At 56.0% G+C, this 21531-nt stretch carries 15 protein-coding genes and 1 pseudogene; 10 read left to right on the top strand and 6 right to left on the bottom strand.

Going from position 1 to position 21531, the window contains the following annotated elements:
- Positions 1-45 precede the first annotated feature (45 nt).
- Together SV7mr_RS07665 and mutS are read right to left on the bottom strand one after the other, a co-directional pair.
- A complete protein-coding gene (locus tag SV7mr_RS07665; RefSeq protein WP_145270732.1) occupies positions 46-1863 on the bottom strand; it encodes a sulfatase family protein in 1818 nt (605 codons plus the stop codon).
- An 88-nt stretch (positions 1864-1951) separates the two neighbouring features.
- Positions 1952-4579: a DNA mismatch repair protein MutS gene (gene mutS, locus SV7mr_RS07660; protein ID WP_145270730.1), complete on the bottom strand. Its 2628-nt coding sequence runs from the start codon at positions 4577-4579 to the stop codon at positions 1952-1954.
- Positions 4580-5173: 594 nt separating this feature from the next.
- Between mutS and SV7mr_RS07655 the strand changes: the two genes are divergently transcribed.
- The 4 genes from SV7mr_RS07655 (at position 5174) to SV7mr_RS07640 (ending at position 9093) form a co-directional block, all read left to right on the top strand.
- Positions 5174-5596, top strand: coding sequence for an HU family DNA-binding protein (locus SV7mr_RS07655; protein ID WP_473163680.1), 423 nt, complete (start codon positions 5174-5176; stop codon positions 5594-5596).
- A 54-nt stretch (positions 5597-5650) separates the two neighbouring features.
- Complete coding sequence (locus tag SV7mr_RS07650) at positions 5651-5869, top strand: hypothetical protein (protein WP_145270728.1); 219 nt, start codon at positions 5651-5653, stop codon at positions 5867-5869.
- Between the two features lie 441 nt (positions 5870-6310).
- Positions 6311-7747 (top strand): DUF58 domain-containing protein, encoded by a 1437-nt coding sequence (locus tag SV7mr_RS07645; RefSeq protein ID WP_145270725.1) that lies wholly within the window; start codon positions 6311-6313, stop codon positions 7745-7747.
- Between the two features lie 188 nt (positions 7748-7935).
- Positions 7936-9093: a pseudouridine synthase gene (locus SV7mr_RS07640; RefSeq protein WP_145270723.1), complete on the top strand. Its 1158-nt coding sequence runs from the start codon at positions 7936-7938 to the stop codon at positions 9091-9093.
- Between the two features lie 207 nt (positions 9094-9300).
- On the opposite strand, the gene fba is transcribed toward SV7mr_RS07640, so the two are convergent.
- Positions 9301-10311: a class II fructose-bisphosphate aldolase gene (gene fba, locus SV7mr_RS07635; protein ID WP_145270721.1), complete on the bottom strand. Its 1011-nt coding sequence runs from the start codon at positions 10309-10311 to the stop codon at positions 9301-9303.
- 93 nt (positions 10312-10404) lie between these two features.
- Here fba and SV7mr_RS07630 point away from each other — a divergent pair, with 93 nt between their 5' ends.
- From SV7mr_RS07630 to SV7mr_RS07620, 3 genes are all read left to right on the top strand, one after another.
- Positions 10405-10977, top strand: a complete 573-nt coding sequence (locus tag SV7mr_RS07630; RefSeq protein ID WP_145270719.1) for an anthranilate synthase component II — start codon at positions 10405-10407, stop codon at positions 10975-10977.
- A gap of 109 nt (positions 10978-11086) precedes the next feature.
- The gene (locus SV7mr_RS07625) at positions 11087-11731 is read left to right on the top strand and encodes a DUF447 domain-containing protein (RefSeq protein WP_145270717.1); all 645 of its coding nucleotides are present in this window, start codon (positions 11087-11089) and stop codon (positions 11729-11731) included.
- Positions 11732-11749: 18 nt separating this feature from the next.
- Positions 11750-12724, top strand: a complete 975-nt coding sequence (locus SV7mr_RS07620) for a GHMP family kinase ATP-binding protein (RefSeq protein ID WP_145270715.1) — start codon at positions 11750-11752, stop codon at positions 12722-12724.
- Positions 12725-12829: 105 nt separating this feature from the next.
- On the opposite strand, the gene SV7mr_RS07615 is transcribed toward SV7mr_RS07620, so the two are convergent.
- Positions 12830-14998 (bottom strand): dienelactone hydrolase family protein, encoded by a 2169-nt coding sequence (locus tag SV7mr_RS07615; protein ID WP_145270713.1) that lies wholly within the window; start codon positions 14996-14998, stop codon positions 12830-12832.
- Between the two features lie 368 nt (positions 14999-15366).
- Here SV7mr_RS07615 and SV7mr_RS07610 point away from each other — a divergent pair, with 368 nt between their 5' ends.
- Positions 15367-16263 carry a dihydroorotate dehydrogenase electron transfer subunit gene (locus SV7mr_RS07610; protein ID WP_145270711.1) on the top strand — a complete coding sequence of 299 codons (897 nt, stop codon included), beginning with the start codon at positions 15367-15369 and terminating at the stop codon, positions 16261-16263.
- A 465-nt stretch (positions 16264-16728) separates the two neighbouring features.
- Here SV7mr_RS07610 and SV7mr_RS07605 read toward each other — a convergent pair whose 3' ends face one another.
- Both SV7mr_RS07605 and SV7mr_RS07600 read right to left on the bottom strand, forming a co-directional pair.
- A complete protein-coding gene (locus tag SV7mr_RS07605; protein WP_419188456.1) occupies positions 16729-17928 on the bottom strand; it encodes a protein-L-isoaspartate(D-aspartate) O-methyltransferase in 1200 nt (399 codons plus the stop codon).
- Between the two features lie 104 nt (positions 17929-18032).
- On the bottom strand, positions 18033-18821 hold the full coding sequence (locus tag SV7mr_RS07600; RefSeq protein ID WP_145270708.1) for a class I SAM-dependent methyltransferase: 789 nt from the start codon (positions 18819-18821) through the stop codon (positions 18033-18035).
- A gap of 183 nt (positions 18822-19004) precedes the next feature.
- Between SV7mr_RS07600 and SV7mr_RS07595 the strand changes: the two genes are divergently transcribed.
- Both SV7mr_RS07595 and SV7mr_RS25175 read left to right on the top strand, forming a co-directional pair.
- Positions 19005-20381, top strand: a complete 1377-nt coding sequence (locus SV7mr_RS07595) for a DUF1501 domain-containing protein (protein WP_145270705.1) — start codon at positions 19005-19007, stop codon at positions 20379-20381.
- Positions 20382-20483: 102 nt separating this feature from the next.
- Positions 20484-21531: pseudogene (locus tag SV7mr_RS25175) on the top strand (S-layer protein); the annotation flags it as partial.

Here is a 21531-nt window from a genome sequence, read left to right as displayed (position 1 = left end):
CGTGCAAGCACAGCACCCGACAAAGCACGCTCCCGACGAAGTTACTTACTTCTTGGGCTGCAGGTTCATGTACTCCTGCATCCGTCCCACATAGCCGCCGTGGCTGAACTTGCAGCTGCGAATGGCCTCCGCGTAGGGCTCGGTCCCGTCACCGATCCAGTCGATGACATTAAGGATCTTGAGCGAGGCATAGGAGTCGTTGGAAAGCAAGTCGTTCCAGCACTCTGCCGCACTGTCCTTGTCCCCGGCACGATACAGGATCCAAGCAGCCATCACGCGAACATGGTGTGACGCGTCTTTCAACTGCTTGCGAATCAAGTCCATGTCGAGATCCGCTTCACCCTGAAGATAGAAACAGCCTACGGTTGCCCAGTATCGCACGCCAGCGTCGTCGTGCGTTAAATCCTTGTACAGAGCGGGCAACTGGCCAGGATCTTGCTGCATCGCGCGACGTGATGCCGCGAGCAACAATTCAACGTCGTAGAGTGCTGGATCTCGAACGACATCGAAGATCGTTTTCCCCGCCTGCTCACTCATGCGAACAATCTCACTTTCGGGCAGTAAGCCGGCGTCATAGTGGCGAATCTGCCACTGATCAAGTTCAGTGCGCAGCCGCTTGATGTCGGCAGCGTACTGCGGATCATCAATCAGATTGTTGACATTGTCAGGATCGACCGTGGCGTCATACAGTTCTTCCATGGGCTTGGTGCCAAAGAAGCGTCCGGTGACGGCATCGGTTTTCCCTTCGTCGTGGTACCGCTGCCATGCCTTGGTGGCTTCCATTTTCCAGAGGTAATTAAGATGCTGGCCCCAAGGCGCGTAGGGCATGTAGTTGCGGATGTACAGAAATCGCTTGTCACGAATGGCACGCACGTTATCACAGCGTTCGTCCATCCGGGAGCGAAAGGAGACGTGATACTGACGAGATTCCTTGTGGGGACCGAGAAACACGCGGCCTTGTAAGTAGTCAGGTGTTTCCGCACCGCAGAGGTCCAACCAGGTTTTGGTCATGTCAATGAAGCTGACCATGTCTTCGATTTTGCTTCCCGGTTCAGCAGGACGCAGGTGTTTGTACTTTGCAGGAATGCGCACAATCAGAGGGCAGTGAGTTCCGCTATTGAACAAAAAGCGTTTGCTCCGCGCGATCACTCCGCCATGATCGGAGTTGTGAACCACGATGGTGTTTTCAGCCAAGCCAGCGTCTTCCAACTTTTTCAGGGCGTCGCCGATGTCGGCGTCCATTTTCTTGACTTGATCATGGTAATGAGCATAGTTATTGCGAATCCCGGGAATGTCGGGATGATACTTGGCTAGGCGAACGTTCTTGGGATCGTGCTGTGAGCGATTGACGTCGCCGAATGCTTTTGATTCATGCGACTTGGTGCTGTTGATCACCATGAAGAAGGGTTGCTTTTGCTTTAACTTCCCAAAGTCAACTTTGTTGGTATCCCAAGCTTCACCATCGCCACGGCCGCCGATGTTGTAATCGGTCTTGCGCGCGTTACCGACATAGTAACCGGCATCTTTCAGAAGGTCGGGGTAATAACGAATCCGATCATGAGGAATCGGATATCGGCTGCGCATCGGATGAGTGCCCATCGACAACGCATGCACGCCGGTGATCCAAGTGCTTCGCGAAGGAGCGCAAACGGGTGCATTGGCGTAGCAGTTCATGTACTGGAAGCCTTCACCGGCCAACGCATCAATGTTGGGCGTGTCTGCGTGAGGATTGCCATAACATCCCACCCAGTTGACGTTGTTGTCTTCACAAGTCAACCAAAGAATGTTGGGGCGATCCTGAGCGAACAGACAGTTCGAAAACACAACGCACATCCAGAGTGCGATCAAAGAACGTATTTGCATCGAAGCAACCACATCAAAAGAGCAGGGAAGGGAAGCGGAGAAGCAGACAGTATACACCGATTCCAATCGCTCGCTGGCGCAGCGCCAGCTACTCGACGGCGGGGTTTTCGCGCAGTTGCTTCTGAGCTTGCAACAAGAATTGCACGGCATCCAGGGGAGTGATGCTGTCGAGATCAACTTCCTGGATCTGGCTGAGTACCGGATGATCTGAAAAGCCAAACAGGGTCAGCTGATAGTTGCCAGCCGCCTGAGCTGGCACAGTGGACTGAGCAGCATCAATCCGCGTGAGTCCCGGCCCACTAAATGGATCGGATTCCAACTGCGCCAGCACCTGCTTGGCGCGCTCGTTGACGGCAGCTGGGACGCCCGCAAGACGCGCGACATGAATGCCGTAACTCTTGTCTGCGCCGCCTGGCACAATCCGGTGCAAGAACACGACTTCATCCATCCACTCCTTGACCGCCACACTCAAGTTGGCGACCTGTGGCAGCGAGTCTTCCAGCTGAGTCAATTCGTGATAGTGCGTGGCAAACATCGTGCGGCAACCAATCTGCTCGTGCAGATGCTCAGTGATCGCCCAGGCCAAGGACAAACCATCGTACGTACTGGTGCCCCGACCAATCTCGTCGAGAATCACCAACGAACGCGGCGTTGCCGTATTGAGAATGCGAGCCGTTTCGACCATCTCCACCATGAACGTGCTCTGCCCCCGATTCAGTTCATCGCTGGCACCGACTCGCGCGAACACCCGATCAGCAATCCCAATCACCGCTTCACTGGCAGGAACAAAGGCACCGGCCTGAGCCAGAATGGTGATCAATGCAACTTGGCGAATGTAAGTGCTTTTACCAGACATGTTGGGACCGGTGATCAGCAAAATCATGCCGGCTTCTGGATTGTGTGTGCAATCGTTGGGAACAAACTCTCCCTGCGGCATGGTGATATCGAGCACCGGGTGCCGGCCGGCCTGGATCGTTAACACCGAATCATCGGTCATCTGAGGACGCACCCAACTCCGCTGCGCGGCAAGTTCTGCCAGCGCGCACAGCACATCCAGCTCCGCCATCGCTTCAGCAATTTCCTGTAGCGTCTTTAAATACGATCGCGCCAGTTCACGCAACTGAACAAAAATCTCTTGCTCACGTTGATCGGCCTTGTCGTCCGCGGCCAGCACTTTCTCTTCGTACTCTTTCAAGTCCGCAGTGATATAGCGTTCACAGTTCTTGAGTGTTTGCTTGCGAATGAAGCCCTCTGGCACTTTTTCTTTGTGCGCATTGGTGACTTCCAGATAGTAGCCAAAGACCTTATTGAATCCGACTTTTAAGTTCGGGATTCCGGTCTGCTCCATCTGCTGTTGCTGGTAGTTCAGAATCCACTGCTTCCCACCGGCAGCAAGCTCACGTAACGCGTCCAGATCACTGTCGTAGCCTTGCCGCACGAAATGACCATCGGAGGCATTCAGCGGACATTCGTCAGCGAGCGCAGCATGCAGCCGCTCAGCCAGTTCGGGGCAGAGGTGCAAATGAGATTCCAAGTGTCGCAAGCGTTTAGGCGCACGCTCGGCCAGCATCTGCTTGATCTCAGGAAGCCCCTTCAAGGTGCGTTCGATCTGCTGCAGATCTCGCGGTCCGGTCCTGCCCGTGGCAACGCGGGCCAACAGACGGGTGACATCAAATGTCTTTTTCAGCAGGGTGCGCAAATTGTGACGCAGCATGTTGTCGTTGACAAATTCAGTGACAACATCGTGCCGCGCTTCAATGCGTGGGATCTCAATCAACGGGGCTGCGATCCAATCGGCCAACAGGCGCGATCCCGCTGCGGTGCACGTCATATCAATGACATCGACCAGGGATCCCTCGCGTGAAGCGGTGCGCAAGGTTTGCGTGATTTCCAGACTGCGCCGCGTGCTGGCATCAATCTCCATCACGCCACTGCGATGATGCGCTGAGATGGCACGAAAGTGCTCCAGTCCACCGGGCTGTGTTTCCTGAAGATAACTCAGCACGCCGGCCGCAGCTCGCACGGCTGCCACATCATCATCACGAAATCCAAAGCCTTCCAGCGATCCGACTGCAAACTGCTTGCAGAGTGTCTCGTGACCGGCGTCTTTGGCGAAACTCCACGTCGGCCGAGCGGTCCAGGACCAGGGAGCAGTGGTATCCGGGGAAAACGACGCATCGTCATCGCGGTAAAGCACCTCCGCAGGTCCAATGCGAGCCAGTTCGTCCTCGATGCGAGCCACTGGAAAGGTGCCGGCGCAAAATCGGCCGCTGGAAAGCTCCGCCCAGGCGATGCCCGCGACCGCATCCTCGTTTTTGCCGCCGGGCTGGACCAGCACCGCGGCGACGTAGTTTGCTTCGCGAGGATCCAACAAGCCTTCATCGGTCAACGTGCCGGCGCTGACGACGCGCGTGATTTCGCGTTTGACCAGCCCCTTGGCTTGCTTGGGATCTTCGACCTGCTCGCAAACCGCGGCGCGAAAGCCAGCCTGGATTAACTTACACAGGTAGTTATCCAGTTGGTGGTACGGAAACCCAGCCATGGCGGTTGGATTGTCACTATCCTTGTCGCGACTGGTCAGCGTCAGACCGAGAACGCGCGCAGCGTTCTTGGCGTCGTCTAAAAACAGTTCGTAAAAATCGCCCATGCGAAACAACAGCAGTGCGTCACCACAGGCTGCTTTTGCTTCATGGTATTGCTTCATCATCGGAGTCATGGCGGCAATTTAACGCTTGCTCGGTCGCTTTAACAGACAGCCCAAGAAAATTCTCACTCAGAAGCTGGCAACGGCGAAGGGGGAGCCAAATAGCCAGCGCAATTGCCGCTTCTTGAGCCAGTGTGACTGCCGGCTGGCGCGTCTGTGCCACCCTCCTCGGGCGAGTCCACTGGGCCCCACCGCTTGAAGTTGCACTGGCATCGCATCGTCGCTGGATGTGGCGCTACCTGGATGAGGCGCTAGATGCGGCGCTGACTGGCCCGGCCAGCTGGAACGGAGCGGCGACTTCGGTTGCTCATTGGCTGTTGATGAGGCCGCGTCGATAACGCCTTTTGCGGGCGTTTAGCAGGGGTCCACGTGGCGCAGTCGCAAAAACTTTTCTGGTTTTTTGGAATATCTCAAGTGTAGGACCTGTAAACGCCGAAGATTTCCACGTGTAAGTTCCATTTGATCGACAGATCACTGGTTCACTCAGCCTGGTTGGCCGCTTGACGACCAACCTTCACGACTCTATGTTGCCACCGTTAAGTACAGCGAAGTCAAGGGTTTACAGCGGAATGTTCCGCCACAACCTCCCTCTGATTTGCAGGAAAAATGGTGAGCAAACGAGAGCCTGGAGTGACCAAGAAGGACATTGTCCGAACGATTTCCGACGAATTGGATCTGACACAACAACAGACCAAGGAAATCGTTCAGCGGACGCTTGACTTGATCATTGAAGCCTTGGCTCGTGATGGTCGAATCGAACTACGCAACTTTGGGATTTTTGAAGTCAAACGCCGGGCGGCCCGCCGGGCTAGAAACCCGCTTACCAATGAAGTCGTGCCCGTCCCTGCCAAACAGGTGGTCACCTTCAAACCAGGTAAGCTGATGGAAGAAAAGGTTCAGGATCTGGACTTTGACGGACATCAAGACCACGGCGAAAACGAAGGAACCTCCACGGAGCCCAACGTTGACGCGAACCCAAACTCGATCCAATCCACCATTCAAAACCTTTCCGGGAACTGGGACGACTGACCTGTGTCCTGCTCGGCAAGGCTGCAATTAGATACGTTCACGGAGGAACGTCTTATGCGTCGTCTGCTTCAGATCGCATTCCTGACTGCCTGCATCTCCAGCACCGTTGGCTGCTTCGTTCCACTTTACTCACCCAAGCCGGAACGCCGAATCCAGCAATTGCTGTATACATCGGAAGACTTGCGAGCGTTTGTCGATGAGTGGGAACGATTCTGGTTGATGGATCAACCCAGTCACTTGACACCCATCCGAACTCACGGCGGCATTCTGTAGGCCACCACGGCCTGCTGCTTGTCCTAGGGTCGCACTGCTTTACTGCCTGCACTGCTTGTTGCTCGCCTGCGCCACACGCTGGTCCGAATCGGATTGGCGTTCAAGCGCAGAGCGTTCCCATCAGTGCGGCCGTTCCCATGCGCCCGCTGAGTTCATCGCATCACTTCCTGGCTGGTGGATCATGCGTCACCGGTTCAAACGCTAGGAAGTGGCTGGAACGGTGCACTGCCGGTTTCCGAACAGTCGGTTCTGAACCGCCAGCTCAGGTGTGATCCCTGTGCTGGCTTGTCTTGCGCGCTTCTAGCACTGTGTTGCGCAGCCCTCTGCACTGCAATGCAGCCATTGTGAATCCGCTGCTGACTGCCAGATTCTTGCTGCATTGACGGCCAGATCACTGGCTCACAGGCGACATTGGGTTGGGTTCACGTTACCATGGAGTGCATGAATGACTCCGTGCAAAACCTCGCCGAAAACCAATTCGAGCTGATCACACTGCTCCCCTGGCTATTGCTCGGGCTGTTCTTTTTGCCGCTGATCGTTGCGGCTCGTTTCTTCAGAACGTTCCCCAGCGTTTTCTGGGTGATTTCGTTTGGCGTTGCCCTGGTGCTGTCCGTCATGGCGATTTTGCTTGCTCCCGCTTGGGCGGGTGCCGTTCTGGTGCTGGACTGGCTGTTCTTGATCTTTGCCAACTTAGACTTCTTAGCCGTCTACCTGTCGACCAACCGTGGAATTGAAGTTCATCGTGAAATCTCCAAGACGTCCTCACAAGGCGTCCCGATGGACAGCACGCTGATGGTCGAAAACCGCAGCTCGATTCGGCTGGTGGGAGAAGTGCGCGACGATGTCCCCGAGAGCTTTGAGAGCCAACCGAACGAACACCGAATGGATTTACCGGTGGGTGCGCGAGCGACGTACCAGCGGCGTCTGAAGCCGACTCAGCGGGGCGCGTTCCAGCTGGAAACGGTGTCGATGCGATTCGCCAGCCCGCTGCGGATGTGGGTCCGCTTTCGCGACTTCCCCCAGCCGGCACCGATCAACGTTTACCCGAACATGAAACAGTTGTCCGACTACGCTCTGTTGGCTCGCACGAACCGACTTAGCTTGATCGGCGTGCGTAGAACTCGACGAATCGGCCAGGACAGCGACTTTGAACGGCTCCGTGATTACAGCCGGGATGATCAGTTCAAACACATCGATTGGCGTAGCACAGCGCGTCGAAACAAGCTGACAGTCCGTCAGTTTCAAAGCGACCAGAGCCAGCGTGTGATCTTCATGTTGGACTGCGGACGCATGATGACCAACAAACGCGATGGCTACACGCTGCTCGATCACGCGTTGAATTCAGCGTTGATGATGGCCTATGTGGCATTGCACCAAGGCGACTCGGTCGGCATGGTTTGTTTTTCCGATCGCGTGCACGCGTTCATTCCACCTCGCGGTGGTCGCAGCCAGATGAATCGCTTGATCCACGCCAGCTTTGACCAGTTTCCTCGGATGGTGGAATCTCGCTACGATCAAGCTTTCTTGCATCTGCGCAACCGCTGCAAACGTCGCTCACTGGTTGTGCTGGCGACGAATGTGATTGACGAAGTCAATGCGTTAGCGGTGTCGGATTACTTGCGAAACATCAATGGACAGCATTTACCGATGGGCGTGTTGATGCGTGATCGGTCGATTTTCGAAGCCGCTGACAACCCGCAGGGCGACCCGATGAACATGTATCGCGCCGCGGTAGCGTCGGACATTCTGTTGTGGCGCAACCAGTTGCTCAACGATCTGCACCACAACGGCGTCCTGCTGGTTGATACCTTTCCAGATGAATTGACCGCGCCGCTGGTGAATCAGTATTTGCAGGTCAAAGCCAAGCATTTGCTGTAAACCACCTGTCACTTTGGTGGCGACTTGCTAGGCTGATCGGTGGCGAAAATCCGCTCCAGGGCAGCGATGTTTGTTCTCCAAACGACTCCTCTGTCGTTTCGATTGCGTCTCCTGCCCAGAATTCTCGCGTTGGCTTGTTACAGTCCAGCGAACCGGAACGCCGAACCACCTTTATCCAGCGAATCACCATGTCGCCTAAACGACAGTCCAAATCGTCTCGATCTGCAGGCCCCCGAAATTCAGGCCCCCGATCGGCAAAGAAGTCCACCGGACGCGTCGCATCGGAAGGCAGCCCAGCGGTAAAGAAGAAAGCGACGAAAAAGAAAGCTGCCAAGAAAAAGGCCAACATCAAGAAAAGTGACCGTGACGGCCCACAGCGATTGCAACGCCTGCTGGCCGCCGCAGGATTCGGCAGCCGGCGACAATGCGAGGACTTGATCGAAGAAGGACGCGTCGACGTCAACGGTGAAATCGTGTCGACGCTGGGAACTGTTGTCGATCCAACCAAAGACAAAATCATTGTCGATGGTGTGCCGCTGAAACAGCAAAAATTGGTCTATTACGCCGTCAATAAACCGACCGGCGTTCTGAGCACCAATTCGGATCCTCGTGGTCGTGATCGAGTCATTGACTTCGTCCCCAAAAGCGAACGCGTCTATCCCGTCGGACGCCTGGATCAAAGCAGCCAAGGGCTGATGCTCTTGACCAATGATGGCGAACTGGCACAGCAATTATCGCACCCTAAGTACGGCGTCCGAAAAGTCTATCGCGTGACCGTCGCCGGTAAGATCGACGGCGAAACAATGCGTAGCATGCGCAAAGGGATTTACATTGCCGAAGGCTTTGTCAAAGTCGAAGGCGCTCGCATTTTGAAGGCTCGAGGCAAAGCGACCGAACTCGAGATCACGCTGCGAGAAGGCAAGAACCGTGAGATCCGCCGCATCCTGGCCAGGCTAGGGCACAAAGTTCAAGTGCTACGTCGGATCGCGATTGGCCCGCTGCGACTAGGCGATCTGCCAACGGGCGCCTACCGGGCTCTGACCAAGCAGGAAGTCCAACGGTTGCGCAAAGCCGTCGAGTTCAGTCAACAAGAGGTCGAGGACGACGCGCCACCGCGTCGCTACAAAGGCACCAAGAAAAAGACCAGCAAGGTCACCGGAAAACGCGCTGGGCACAGCGGTGGCAAACCATCCAAAGGCAAAGGGCCAGCTAGAGGCCCAGCCAAAGGCAAAGGCTCTGGCAAAGGCGCTTCAGCCGCAAAACGCACCGACCGCAAGACACCGACCAGCAAGTTCACTTTCTTGCCCAAAGAGAAAGAGGGCGGCTCTATCATCGGTGGCGATTGAGCCCGCCGCTTTTAATGGGACGCAGCACTGGCTGCACCAGCCAGTGCTTACGCCGCAGTCATTCCCGCTGCTGATGATCGGTTACGGCTGAAAAAAACGCAGCTTGCCCGCCGGACGTGTCTCCGCACCGCGGACGTGCCCTTCGCTTTAGACATTAAAAAAGCCGCCCTGAGGGCGGCTTTTTCACTTTCACCGGCTAAGAATGCCTTAGAGCTTGGCTGCCAATTTAGAACCGTTTCCGGCTTGTCCAAAGGCAGTCATGCGAGCGATGCAAACTTCTTTCATCGCAGTACGTGCTGGCTTCAAGTAAGCACGCGGGTCGAAGGCAGAGGGGTCTTCGGTCAAGACCTTACGGATCGCACCGGTGATCGCCATGCGGCAGTCGGTGTCGACGTTGATCTTACGAACACCGCTCTTGATACCGCGTTGGATTTCTTCGACGGGCACGCCGTAAGTCTGCTTCATTTCACCACCAAACTGATTGATGATGTCTTGCAGTTCTTGCGGAACGCTGCTGCTGCCGTGCATGACCAAGTGAGTGTTTGGCAGTTTGGCGTGAATTTCTTCGATGCGAGACATCGCCAGGACTTCGCCGGTTGGCTTGCTGGTGAACTTGTAAGCACCGTGGCTGGTACCGATGGCGACGGCCAGAGCGTCGACGCCGGTTTTCTCGACGAATTCAGCGGCTTCATCGGGATCGGTCAGCAACTGGTCACGGCTGAGTTCGCCGACGGCACCGTGGCCATCTTCTTGTTCTCCGCCACCGCTTTCCAGCGATCCAAGGCATCCCAATTCGCCTTCAACGCCAACGTTTCGGGCGTGAGCCAGATCGACCACTTCTTTGGTCACGCGGACGTTGTACTCAAAGTCAGCCGGCGTTTTGCCGTCTTCTTCCAGCGAACCGTCCATCATGACGCTGGTGAAACCGTTATCGATTGCAGATTTGCAGGTTTCAGGGCTATTGCCGTGATCCTGGTGCATCACGATCGGAATGTGCGGATACAGCTCAGTCGCAGCGATCATCAGGTGACGCAAGAAATTGTCTTGCGTGTACGCCCGAGCCCCTCGAGAGGCCTGAATGATGACCGGCGAATCGGTCTCTTGGGCGGCCTCCATGATGGCCTGGATTTGTTCCATATTATTGACGTTAAATGCCGCAACGCCGTAGTCGTTTTCAGCAGCGTGGTCGAGCACAACGCGAAGAGGAACCAATGCCATGATCAGGTACCTTGGGGTAAGATGTAATTCGGGAATCAACGCTTGCTGGCGAATTATCCCCACGCCCCATCAATCCGCAAGGGTACAGACCCTATGATTCTTGTCTTAGACAATCAAGATTCCTTTGTTCATAACTTAGCTCGGTATTTCCGCCGCTCTGGCAGCCAAACACGGGTGATCCGAAGCGACAAAATTGGTGCCAAGGAGGCTTTGGAGCTCAATCCGACTGCGGTTGTGCTGTCTCCAGGCCCCTACGGCCCGGATCGAGCCGGTTGTTGTGTGGATCTGATTCAGCAGGCGCCAAGCGACCTACCAATCCTTGGGGTATGCCTTGGCCACCAAGCCATCGCCGCAGCCTTCCAGGCTCGGATTGTCGCCGGCACGCCTCACCACGGCCTCAGCAGCGAAATCGAGCACGATGGGCAAGACTTGTTTAACAATTGCCCCAACCCGATGCCGGTCGCTCGCTACCATTCACTGGTCGTCACCCCAGACTCGCTGCCCGATGACCTGGTCGTCACCGCGCGCTGCCAATCCGATCAAACCGTGATGGCCCTGCGCCATACCTCGCGGCCGCTCTTTGGCCTACAGTTTCACCCTGAATCAGTCCTGACCGCCGCTGGACAGCAGATCATTGACAACTTTGTTTCCCTTGTGCAAAAGTGAATCCCAACCGGCGGCCCAAGCTTTTGACCGCTGAAACAACCACCATGTCACGCAGCCGACCTCGCTCGGCCGCCCGTCACTCCCATCCCTCCTTGGCCCCACCGCTGCTGTGATTCTTGAATCCATTGTTACGACCGTCTCGCCAAGCGGCGACGTCAACATTGCCCCGATGGGTCCCTGGGTCAACCAGCCCGAAGTGCTGTCAACGGGCTCTGGTGAGGGTGCACTGACTGAAGGTTTACCGCGCGACCCAGGCTTTGTGCTGCGTCCCTTCGCAGGCTCGCGAACCTGCGATAACTTACTGCAATCACGTCGAGCAACCATCCATGTCACCGACGACGTTCAGTTGTTTGCCGATGCGGTGCTCGATCAAATCGAACATCCCGAGCACATGGTCCGACAGATTCAACACGATGGCTTCCGACCGCTCAAACATTGCCACCAGTGGTTTGCCGTTGAGATCCAATCGATCACTCCCGAGGGTCCCAAATACCAAATGCCCTGCCAAGTCCTTGCGTCGGGAATCGAGCTGCCGATGTTTGGCCTCAATCGAGCCAAGCATGCAGTGATTGAAGCCGCGATTTTGGCAACACGCACGCACCTGATTGCTCCGGCACACCTTCGCGCTCAAGTCGCCGCACTCATGCCATTGATTGAAAAGACGGCTGGCGAGTCTGAGCGCGCGGCCTTTGATCAAATCCGATTAGAGATCGAACGACGCCTAGAACAGCAACCTGAATTGCCAAACTCCTAATCGGCTGCATTGACTTCGATGATCGATTCCATCCAAATTGAAACCGGCTCGCGCGTTCATTTTGGACTGCTGCGCACCGAGGCCCCCTTTGGTGGGCTGGGCATGATGGTCCAATCGCCGACCACGCGAGTCAGCGTGAGCCCCTCGCGTGATTTCGAAATCGAACAGGCCTTCACCAAGCGTCTACAAGCGATTGGCAAACGGATGACCGATCACTTTGCCCTGGGGGCCAGTCAACTTGATAAGAAGGGGCTGCCCAAGGCTAGGTTGCGCGTGCTTCAGTCGGCACCCGCCCATCATGGCTTGGGCAGTGGCACACAATTAAGCCTGGCTGCGGCCGATGCTCTGACCCGTTTTTATGACATCGAATGTGATCAAAGCACGCTAGCCTATCAAATCGCCGGCCGCGGGCGACGCAGCGCCATCGGTGCTCACGGATACTTCACCGGAGGCATGATTTACGAGGCCTGTGCCCAGGACAACCAAACCGGACGAGCGGAGAATCAAACACTGAACCAAGTCCGCTGGCAGATCGATGTCCCCACCCCATGGCGGATTGTGCTGGTCCGCCCCCACCAGCAAGCACCAGTGATTCACGGAAAACAGGAAACCCAACACTTCCAAAACATCACGCAGCAACAGGCTGCTCAAGAGCTACAACACATAGCGGAAAAACGCATTCTGCCCGCCTTGCAAACCAAGGATTTCGCTTCCTTTGCCGAAGCCATCGAGGCGTTCAATCACACCAGTGGAATGATGTACCAGTCCGTTCAAGGTGGCCCCTACAACGGCCAAGCGGTCACGGCTTTGGTTCAAGATGTCAAAGCGATCGTGGGCTCCGGGGTTGGCCAAAGCAGCTGGGGCCCGACGGTGTTTGCTTGGTGCGAAAACGAAACGCAAGCCAAGCGTTTGGCCGAGCAATTGACCCGCCAGGGGCGACAACCGCAAATCACCGCAGCGCTCAACAGAGGACGAGTGATCGCGGACGAGTGATCGCGGACGAGTGATCGCGTAATCGATGCAGCCAAAGCGACGACCAGTCCCGGCAAACTGGCGCCTGCAATGTGGCGTCTGCAATCACGACACCTTCTCTCCCCGTCACTTTTTAATCGTCAACGCCTTTTCGGCCCCCACACTGCCATAGGCATCGACGGTGATCTGAAGCTTTTCTTGAGTCTCACCAAGCACAGTGGTCGCAGCCGGTGCTCGCAAAGCCAACAAACCCGGCAAGTCAAAGTACTTGACCGCTCCCGGCACAAAATTCACATCGCTGTAGTGCTTGACGTTACCCAGTCGCACACCGTCGGTCCTGACGATCAGCTGGTCAACCGCACGGCTTGCCAGCGATGCCGCGGCGATCGCGGCAGGGGCTGCAGCCTGATCGGCAACGAGACACACTTTCGCCTTAGGATAAACCGCTTTCAGCTGGCCAATCGCAGTCAGCACGTGATTGCAACGCCTAGCGGTTTCGGTACGATTGTACGTAAACGTAAACCCTGAATACGTGCGTGAATCATCAATCAGCGGCTGTGACTTCATGTCCAAGGCAATCGACAGTTGAGCGATCACGGCTTGGTCTAACAACGTTGAATCCGTCGCTGTCACATCGGCAAGACAAGCATCTAGGTTCTTGCCGACGGCTAAAACAATTTGCTTTGGCTGGCCCTTCGATCGATTGAAAACATCGACATCCGTCTGCGTACTCCAGCCTTTGTGTTTGATTTGCCAGCGTTCAACTGGCTCACCAACATCCGGTTCAAAGGGCGCCACAATCTCTAATTCCATGTCATCCGCTGCTGGCAGCGAGCGATCGAAAATCACACGCCAAGCCTTGCCCACGACGTCATCGTATTGTCTCATTCGTTGGCGTCGTGCTGCTGCATCGCCTTCAGCGAGTGGTAACACTTTGGAGAGTTGTGCTGTGTTCTGCTGAGTCCACCAGCTCAAAACTTGTTGTTCGTGCTGAGGCCCGGTCTCGGTCGGCTGCGGATGTTCTTTGGTCCAGACCTGCATCTCGGCTTCTGTGATCGGCTCATAGTTGCCTTCTTCGGCAGGAGTCGGCAGCCCGAGATGCTTGGAGATCACGGGATACATCATTGATCGAGTGACATAGTTGTAGTTGTGAGGAAAATGCAACACATCCCCGCACATCACTCGTTCGGGATAGCCCAGCATGGTGTACAGTTTTTTGAGCTCTGGAAACCCATCGGTCAGCATGTCTTTGGTCCAGTCATTGGCCGCCGTCATGCCCTGTGGATTCGGGGACACCAGTGCCGCCAGCTCAACATTGCCTGTATCGACTCTCAAGTAGTTGCAGTTCTCGCAGTAGCATCCACCTTGCATGGAAGTGGAAACCATGCCGTTGGGAAAGGAGACTTTGACGACGCCACCGAGCACGTCCTGATTCATTGCACCAAGCAGAATGGTTTGCGTCCCGCCGCCGCTACTGCCGGTGACTCCGATGCGATTGCGATCCACATCAGGCAAGTCAGCGAGAAAATCGAGGCAGCGGATCGCGTTCCAAACTTGCAACCCCATGATGGATTGCAGCTTAAGATCGGCGTCCATGCTGTAGAAGCAAGGCGTTTGATCGGCGGCTTCTTCGGCACGTGGATCAGCATGTCGATGAGCCGTTTTGTAATCAATCTGCTGCGAATCGGCATAACCCAGCATGTCAAACATGAAGGTAACACATCCCAGTCGTGCCAAATGCGCACAGCGCGCAATCTTGGGGTAACGCCCCGACTCCTCATACTTTTCAGCTCCCGTCTTGAGCATTTGCTCCAGCGCCTGATCACTCAAACGCTGAGTCCGACCGCCGTGTCCATGCGGGCAGAGCACAGCGGGTCGCTTGCCATCGACTAAACCCGCTTTGTTGTCCGCACTTGGGCGGAACAGCATGCCGGTTACAAAGTGCCCTGGCAAACTTTCAAAGTACACTCGCTCGGCGATAAAACCATCCCGTTCAATCCGGCCATGAATCACCGGTGAAATCGTGGTTCGCTCCGGCGTCGGCCACAACCCCGTGGCAACCTGAACACGACAACGCAACTCGTCAGCTCGCCCACGCCACTGATCAACGGTCTCGGGAACCGCAAAGGGAAAATGATCGTTCAAGGTCTTCAGCTTCGGCGCGTCGACAGTGGCCGCAGTTGCCGGCTGAGCAGACGCGTTCGTATCCAGCCCAACGAAGGGGATCGCCAACGCGAAGACCAGGATGAACGAACGCCACAAAGGCAGATGCGGAGTAATTCTGGTTTGGCGCATCAAACAGGCCTCGATCAGAAGGAAAAGCAGGGGGGCAAGGGAGGGGATGACCACAGGTCGTGGAACACAACCGTCATGGAAGCTCGGGACAGCCGAACACTCAATGCCTGGAAATTCGATTCACGAAAGCATTTCCGTGGCACGTCCATGGCGAGAAACTGCGGTCACCTGCTGAGTATAAACAATTCTCCCCCATGATGGTGCGTCACAAACCAGGAAGTTGTTCCGAACAGGGAGTTGGCGAATCGACGATGTTCTCGTAACTTTATCCATCAGCCTTGTGACGTCGTGGCAATGCAGCCCCCGCTGCGCTAGACTCACCAGTCAAGCTCCACCGTCCTCTCGAAACCAATTGCACCGAGCGACTGATGTCCGATCCAAACACCGCCGATTGTGATTCTAATCTTCACGCTTCGTATTACGCCGACGGCATGCAGCAAGTGGAAACGGAGTTAGTGGAAAATGAACAGATCGCTCAATCGACCTATCGTTTGCGAGTCGCCGCACCGACCATCGCAGCCCGAGCCGTTCCCGGCCAGTTTGTGATGATCCGTTTGGCTGGCGTCAATGCACCACTGATTGGCCGTGCGTTGGCGATCTATGACATTGTCAACAACGATCAGGGCGACCCCACTTGGGTTGACTTGGTCTACCTTCAAAAAGGCGCCTTCACCACACCCTGTTCGCAAAGCCCAGTCGGAACACCGGTATCTCTCTGGGGGCCACTTGGCAACGGCTTTGATCCGCGCCCCTGCGACCGGCTGATCATGGCTGTTGGCGGCATTGGGCAAACGCCCATGCTGTTACTGGGCCGTGAAGCAAACGGCGCTCAGGCCTTTGGTCGTCCCAACGGTTGGGCCAAGGACGTCGAATTGATTTATGGAGCTCGCAACGAAGGCCTATTGGCTGGCGTCGATGACTTTCGACAGGCAGGCTTTGACGTCCAGTTATGCACCGATGATGGTTCCGCCGGACAACAAGCACTTGTCCCCGCAATCCTGGAACAACGTCTCCAAGAGATCGGCGACACCGCGTCGGTCCGCGTGGTGACCTGTGGACCAGAGATCATGATGGAAAAGGTTGCCGAGTGCTGCCAAAAGCACCATGTCGATTGCCAAGTGTCGATGGAAACTCCGATGGCTTGCGGCATCGGCATTTGCTTTTCCTGTGTCGCCAAAGTCAAACAAGCCGATGGCAATTGGGATTACAAACGCACCTGTGTCGAAGGCCCAATCTTTGATGCTGGCAAAATCGACTGGTCGTAATTGTGGGACGTGTCCCTGCGACGCAGTTTGCATGCGTCTGCGAAACGCCGCCGCGCTGACGCATCACCGTCGCCATTATCCGCTTTGGCATTAGCCACGGTTAGGCCACAACACGGCCGCACCCAGAAACCCGGGCCCAACGCCCAGCGGCTCATCTAGGCAGATCCCCCACCGTGTCGTCTCCATCGGCGTGGACATAAAAATAGCCGACCTGGATGATCGAACATCAAGGCCGGCTAAATGGTGCCAGCGTCATTTGCATCTGCTGAGCAATTACCTCAGGCCAGAGTTCACCGCACTCTGCGCCGTGATTCCAATTTTTGCCTCCGCGGCAAACTGCTGATCGTCTACTGGTTCGCCTAAATCGCGGGATTTCAATCAGTCTTAGGGGCAACCGACTCGCTGGTCGTCGAGCTGGCCGAACCGTTGCTACAACCGTTAAACCCGACTGATTGAGCAGCCAGCTTATCGCTCAACTTTCTCTAACACGACCGCATCGAAATCCGCGGTCCCCGTTGCCCCAAATAGCCCGACCCGCAAAATAGCTTCGCTGGTGGTAATGGGGACGCGCAACAATTTACTTTGCTCTCGCCAGCCACGTGTGCCGCGAAAGGGGCCCAAAAAATAAGTCCCCAGATCACGTCGCTTGCTGTCGTAGAACGTGACGGCAATGGACGGCATCGCATCGGATGTCGGGCCTTTACGAATCTCCGAGGTCCGCACCGAGCCACTCAAACGCAACTGCGAGACCTCCGTGCCATTGATCGCAATGCCTTGCAAGAGGTGCGAGTTGCGACCGGGGGTTTCATTCTGAAAGCGTGCAAACTGTTTTCCAGACGGTGCATCGGAGGCTTCAATCTGGGTCACCTGTCGCCCGTAATACCAACCGGGAACGAACTCCAATAACTTTGCCTCGTCACCTTCCGGCATGACTTCAAAGTCTCCGTTGACAGCCACAGGATTCGACGGATCGGGCAAGACCTTGCGTTTATCCTCTGCCGCCCCCGTCATCGGCACAAACAAAGTGGGACGCAGTGCTTCGCGAATCAGCTGCCCGTCCTTTTTGACAAGCTTGAACAGCGTCTGCTGATAACGTTGTCCGACGGGAATGATCATGGTTCCGCCTTCGGCCAACTGATCGACCAGCGGTTGGGGAACAGATTCTGGGCTGCAGGTCACAATGATTTTGTCAAACGGCGCAGCATCCCGCCATCCCAGGAAACCATCCCCAATTCGCGTTGACACGTTGCCGTAGTCCAACCGGGCCAAAGTGGCTGCTGCTTTTTCGCCAAGCTCGCGAACAATTTCAATCGAGTAAACATCCTTGACCAGGGGGCTGAGCACCGCGGCCTGATACCCACTGCCGGTACCGATCTCCAAAACCTTGTCGGTGGGCTGTGGATCCAACGCTTCGGTCATTGAAGCGACAATAAAGGGGCTGCTAATGGTCTGCGCTTCGCCGATCGGCAATGCCATGTCATAGTAAGCGCGTGGCCACAGGCTACGCGGCATGAACTCGTGTCGCGGGGTGCGTCGCATGGAGTCCAAGACTTTAATGTTGGTGACGCCGGCGGTTTTGATACGGGTCTCGACCAACCGATCGCGTGCCGGCTGATAGGGATCAGCAGCATTGCTGGCACGGCTGAGCAACAGCACCATCATCATGGTCAACAAGAGACAAGACGTCCCGCAAAGCGATGTGCGATCGTAGCAGTGTTTGAGGTTCATCAGGCAACCGGTGCAAAAGAGAAACAGGAGCAGCTATCCACTCACGATGATAACTTGACGGCGCGAGTGACCAAGAACGTGGCGATGTGTTCGCTTAGCACATCGCCGCCGCCCCATTGATCTTCCATTATATCCGTCAAAACCAAACCAGCGTCCAATTGACCGCCAACTAAGTCCGTCAATGAGTGACCAAAGTCAATTGGGCGTTCCGGGCCCAGGGTGTCCTGAAGCTCGTCTGGTGGCAGGTCTAAGTCACTGTAGGGTATTTTAAAGCGGACTTTCAACTTGCCACGATCTCGTTTGACAGCATCGAACAAAAAATTGACCGGTTGCATCACTCCTGCGATTAATCCGCCGCCGGGCTTGAGCACTCTGGCTGCATGACGCCAAACGGGGCGCACGTCAGCCACAAAATTGACCGAGCAGGGGTTGATCACCCAATCAAAGCTCTCTGATTCCAGCTGCCCCAGATCGGTCATATCGGCTTGCAATGTGGTGACGGACAATCCATGACGCGCGCCCATCTGACGATCAATTTCTAGCTGTTGGTCACTCAGGTCGACCACGGTCACATCGGCTCCGACAGCTGCCAAGATTGGACCTTGATGACCGCCGCCCCCCCCAAGTGCAAGCACTTTCTTCCCAGTCACCCCATCCATCCAGTGGGTGGGAATGTCCTTGGTCGCGGTCAGCCGTATCGCAAACTGGCCCGCTCGCGCCTGTTCAATCTGCTGATCCGTCGCAGGCGTGAACCAGCGCTGCTCGCTGGTGGCAATGCGGTCCCACGCCTCACGGTTAAATTCATGCGCGTTGAAATTCTTTGCAGACAACGTGAACACTCCGTTTTGATGATGGATCAAAGCAGTGAAAAAACGGAGCAATGCTGGATTCCACGCCGGTCAGTTTGCCGACTAACATTACAATAGAACCCCCTGCTGAGCGGAAGCATCTTGGCTTTCCCAGCCACTCCCCCCTCCTATTGTCCTTCGACAAGCTAATCCTGCAACATTGCCATGTTGAATTTGACCGGACGCGGCGAAACTCACACTTGCGGTGGCACTCGGCGCCGAGACTTTTTGCAAATCGGAACCCTGGGTGCCCTGGGCATGGGGTTGCCGCAGTATCTCTCGGCGGCTGAACGCGGACTGGTTGATCCGCATAAAGACCAACGTTCGTGCATCATGATCTTTAACTTGGGTGCCCCCAGTCATCTGGACACCTTCGACATGAAACCGAACGCCCCTGCCGAGGTGCGTGGTCCGTTTCAACCGATTTCCACCAAAGGCGATTTTCAGCTTTCGGAAATATTGCCCAAGAGCGCCGAGGTCGCGGATAAGTTCTCGATCATTCGCTCCTGCTTTCACACCGCTGCGGCCGTGCATGACGCAGGCTGGCAAATGCTGCAAACCGGGCGTCAGTTCACCGGCGGCGTCAACTATCCACACGCCGGTGCAGTGCTTCAGTACATGCGTGGCCGCCGCAGCGACTTGCCAGCTCACGTTGTTTTGCCTGAAACCATGGGCCGCGGCGGCGGAAACCTTCCCAACGGCCAAGCAGGTGGATTCCTTGGCAAAGCCTATGACCCGTTTGCATTGATGGCTGATCCTAGCAAGCCGAACTTCAAGGTCCCTGACTTGCTGCCACCGCAAACGCTGGGTGATGTTCGCATCGATCGTCGTCGCCGCATGCGTCAAGCGATCGAAGGGCGGATGCAGGAATTGGAAACAACCGAAAGCGCGAAGATGCTGGACCAGAATTTCCAGGCTGCCTACCGCTTGATGAACAGCGAACAAGCCCGGCAAGCATTCGACCTAAGCAAAGAACCGACAGCTGTCCGCGAACGTTACGGCATGAACCGCTTCGGGCAATGTTGTCTGCTGTCACGACGCCTGATCGAAGCCGGAGTAAGGTTCGTCACCGTGAACACCTTCTTGACGGTCTTCAATGAAGTCACCTGGGACATCCACGGCAGCAAGCCGTTCACGACCATCGAAGGCATGAAGAACATCGTGGCGCCGATGTATGACCAAGGCTATTCAGCGTTGATCTCTGACCTGGATCAGCGCGGCATGCTGGATGACACGCTGGTTTGTACCTTGGCCGAATTCGGCCGCACACCGAAAGTCAATCCAGCCGGTGGACGTGATCACTGGCCGCAATGTTTCAGCACCACCTTTGCCGGCGGAGGAGTGCAGGGCGGTCGGGCCATCGGCGCCAGCGATACCATCGGCGCCGTGCCTGCTGATCGGCCCACCGAACCTGGTGAATTGATCGCAACAATCTTCCACTCGTTGGGCTTGGATCTGCATGCGGAAATCCCTGGTCCAGGCGGCCGTCCATTCCCACTGGTCGACTTTGGCTTACGCGAAGTCAAAGAGTTGTTCACCTAAACGCCATGTTGCCTCGCCGAGTTGCATCAACGGATGCAAGATTGGCGCTCCAGCCCCGTTGACCCTGCGCCCCTTCTTTTGCTTTTACCCCACCGATCGATCATGGCATTGCCTTGCTACCCGCCTAAACGTAATGACTTTCGAAGCTTTGTGACCACCATCCCAGTGATGATGTTTTTGCTGGTAACCTCCGCGAGCGCGCAAGATCCCTCGCTGGCCATCCTGCCCGAGACCATCAAGCTGGACCGACAAGGCGGCATTCAACAAGTCACCGCCGTTAAACGAACCCAGGGCATGGCCGGAGCCAGCGTTGACTCGAAGGATTGTGTTTACAAAGTGGCCGACCCGACGATCGCATCGGTCAGCGGTACCGTGGTCACGGCACTGAAAAATGGATCAACGGAATTGATTTGCACGATCAACAACAACAGGCTGACCATTCCAATTGAGGTCAATTTTGATCAGACGGCTCAGCGTTGGAGCTTCAGCCATGACGTGCAGAGCGTGATGTCCAAAGCGGGCTGCAACATGGGCGCTTGCCACGGTGCCTTGGCGGGCAAAGGAGGCTTCCGGCTTTCACTGCGAGGTTACGATAACCAACATGACTTCATGTCCATCACGCGCGCAGCGCGAGGGCGGCGGATTGAAATGGCCGACCCAGGCCGCAGCCTGCTATTGGCCAAACCCACCGGCGCAATCGCTCACAAGGGCGGTGTGCGACTGGGTGTCGACTCGCGCGACTATGAAATCCTTAGTCAATGGATCGCTAATGGTGCCTCCGGCCCCGACCCCGCTGATGCACAACTCGAACGCATCTCCGTCACGCCCGATCAATCCATGCTTGCAGTGGGCGACAACTCGCAAATCCTGGTCCGCGCCCATTATGACGATGGCCGTTCCATCGACGTCACTCACTGGGCCAAGTTTTCTGCCACCGATGAAGCGATTGCAACCGTCGATGAGCACGGACACGTAACGGTGCAGGGAAGTGGCGAGTCCGCCATCTTGGTCTGGTTCGGCAGCAGAGTTGCCCTGGCGCGGCTGACCGTGCCATACACCTACGAAATCCCGAACAGCGTTTACAAACAGGCCGCCAAGCGGAATTTCATCGACGAAATCAATCTGCAACAACTGCAAACCTTGCGTTTGC

The sequence above is a fragment of the Stieleria bergensis genome (assembly GCA_007745635.1).
In the GTDB taxonomy this organism is placed as follows: domain Bacteria; phylum Planctomycetota; class Planctomycetia; order Pirellulales; family Pirellulaceae; genus Stieleria; species Stieleria bergensis.
The sequence above is the reverse complement of the archived record's forward strand: the minus strand, read 5'-3'. Positions and strand labels throughout refer to the sequence as shown.

What these genes read in the sequence shown, in the direction of transcription:
- SV7mr_RS07605 (WP_419188456.1), bottom strand. Translation starts at nt 17,928, where the DNA reads ATGATGATGGTGCTGTTGCTCAGCCGTGCCAGCAATGCTGCTGATCCC.
- SV7mr_RS07665 (WP_145270732.1), bottom strand. Translation starts at nt 1,863, where the DNA reads ATGCAAATACGTTCTTTGATCGCACTCTGGATGTGCGTTGTGTTTTCG.
- SV7mr_RS07650 (WP_145270728.1), top strand. Translation starts at nt 5,651, where the DNA reads ATGCGTCGTCTGCTTCAGATCGCATTCCTGACTGCCTGCATCTCCAGC.
- SV7mr_RS07655 (WP_473163680.1), top strand. Translation starts at nt 5,174, where the DNA reads ATGGTGAGCAAACGAGAGCCTGGAGTGACCAAGAAGGACATTGTCCGA.
- SV7mr_RS07640 (WP_145270723.1), top strand. Translation starts at nt 7,936, where the DNA reads ATGTCGCCTAAACGACAGTCCAAATCGTCTCGATCTGCAGGCCCCCGA.
- SV7mr_RS07630 (WP_145270719.1), top strand. Translation starts at nt 10,405, where the DNA reads ATGATTCTTGTCTTAGACAATCAAGATTCCTTTGTTCATAACTTAGCT.
- SV7mr_RS07610 (WP_145270711.1), top strand. Translation starts at nt 15,367, where the DNA reads ATGTCCGATCCAAACACCGCCGATTGTGATTCTAATCTTCACGCTTCG.
- SV7mr_RS07645 (WP_145270725.1), top strand. Translation starts at nt 6,311, where the DNA reads ATGAATGACTCCGTGCAAAACCTCGCCGAAAACCAATTCGAGCTGATC.
- SV7mr_RS07620 (WP_145270715.1), top strand. Translation starts at nt 11,750, where the DNA reads ATGATCGATTCCATCCAAATTGAAACCGGCTCGCGCGTTCATTTTGGA.
- fba (WP_145270721.1), bottom strand. Translation starts at nt 10,311, where the DNA reads ATGGCATTGGTTCCTCTTCGCGTTGTGCTCGACCACGCTGCTGAAAAC.
- SV7mr_RS07615 (WP_145270713.1), bottom strand. Translation starts at nt 14,998, where the DNA reads ATGCGCCAAACCAGAATTACTCCGCATCTGCCTTTGTGGCGTTCGTTC.
- mutS (WP_145270730.1), bottom strand. Translation starts at nt 4,579, where the DNA reads ATGACTCCGATGATGAAGCAATACCATGAAGCAAAAGCAGCCTGTGGT.
- SV7mr_RS07595 (WP_145270705.1), top strand. Translation starts at nt 19,005, where the DNA reads ATGTTGAATTTGACCGGACGCGGCGAAACTCACACTTGCGGTGGCACT.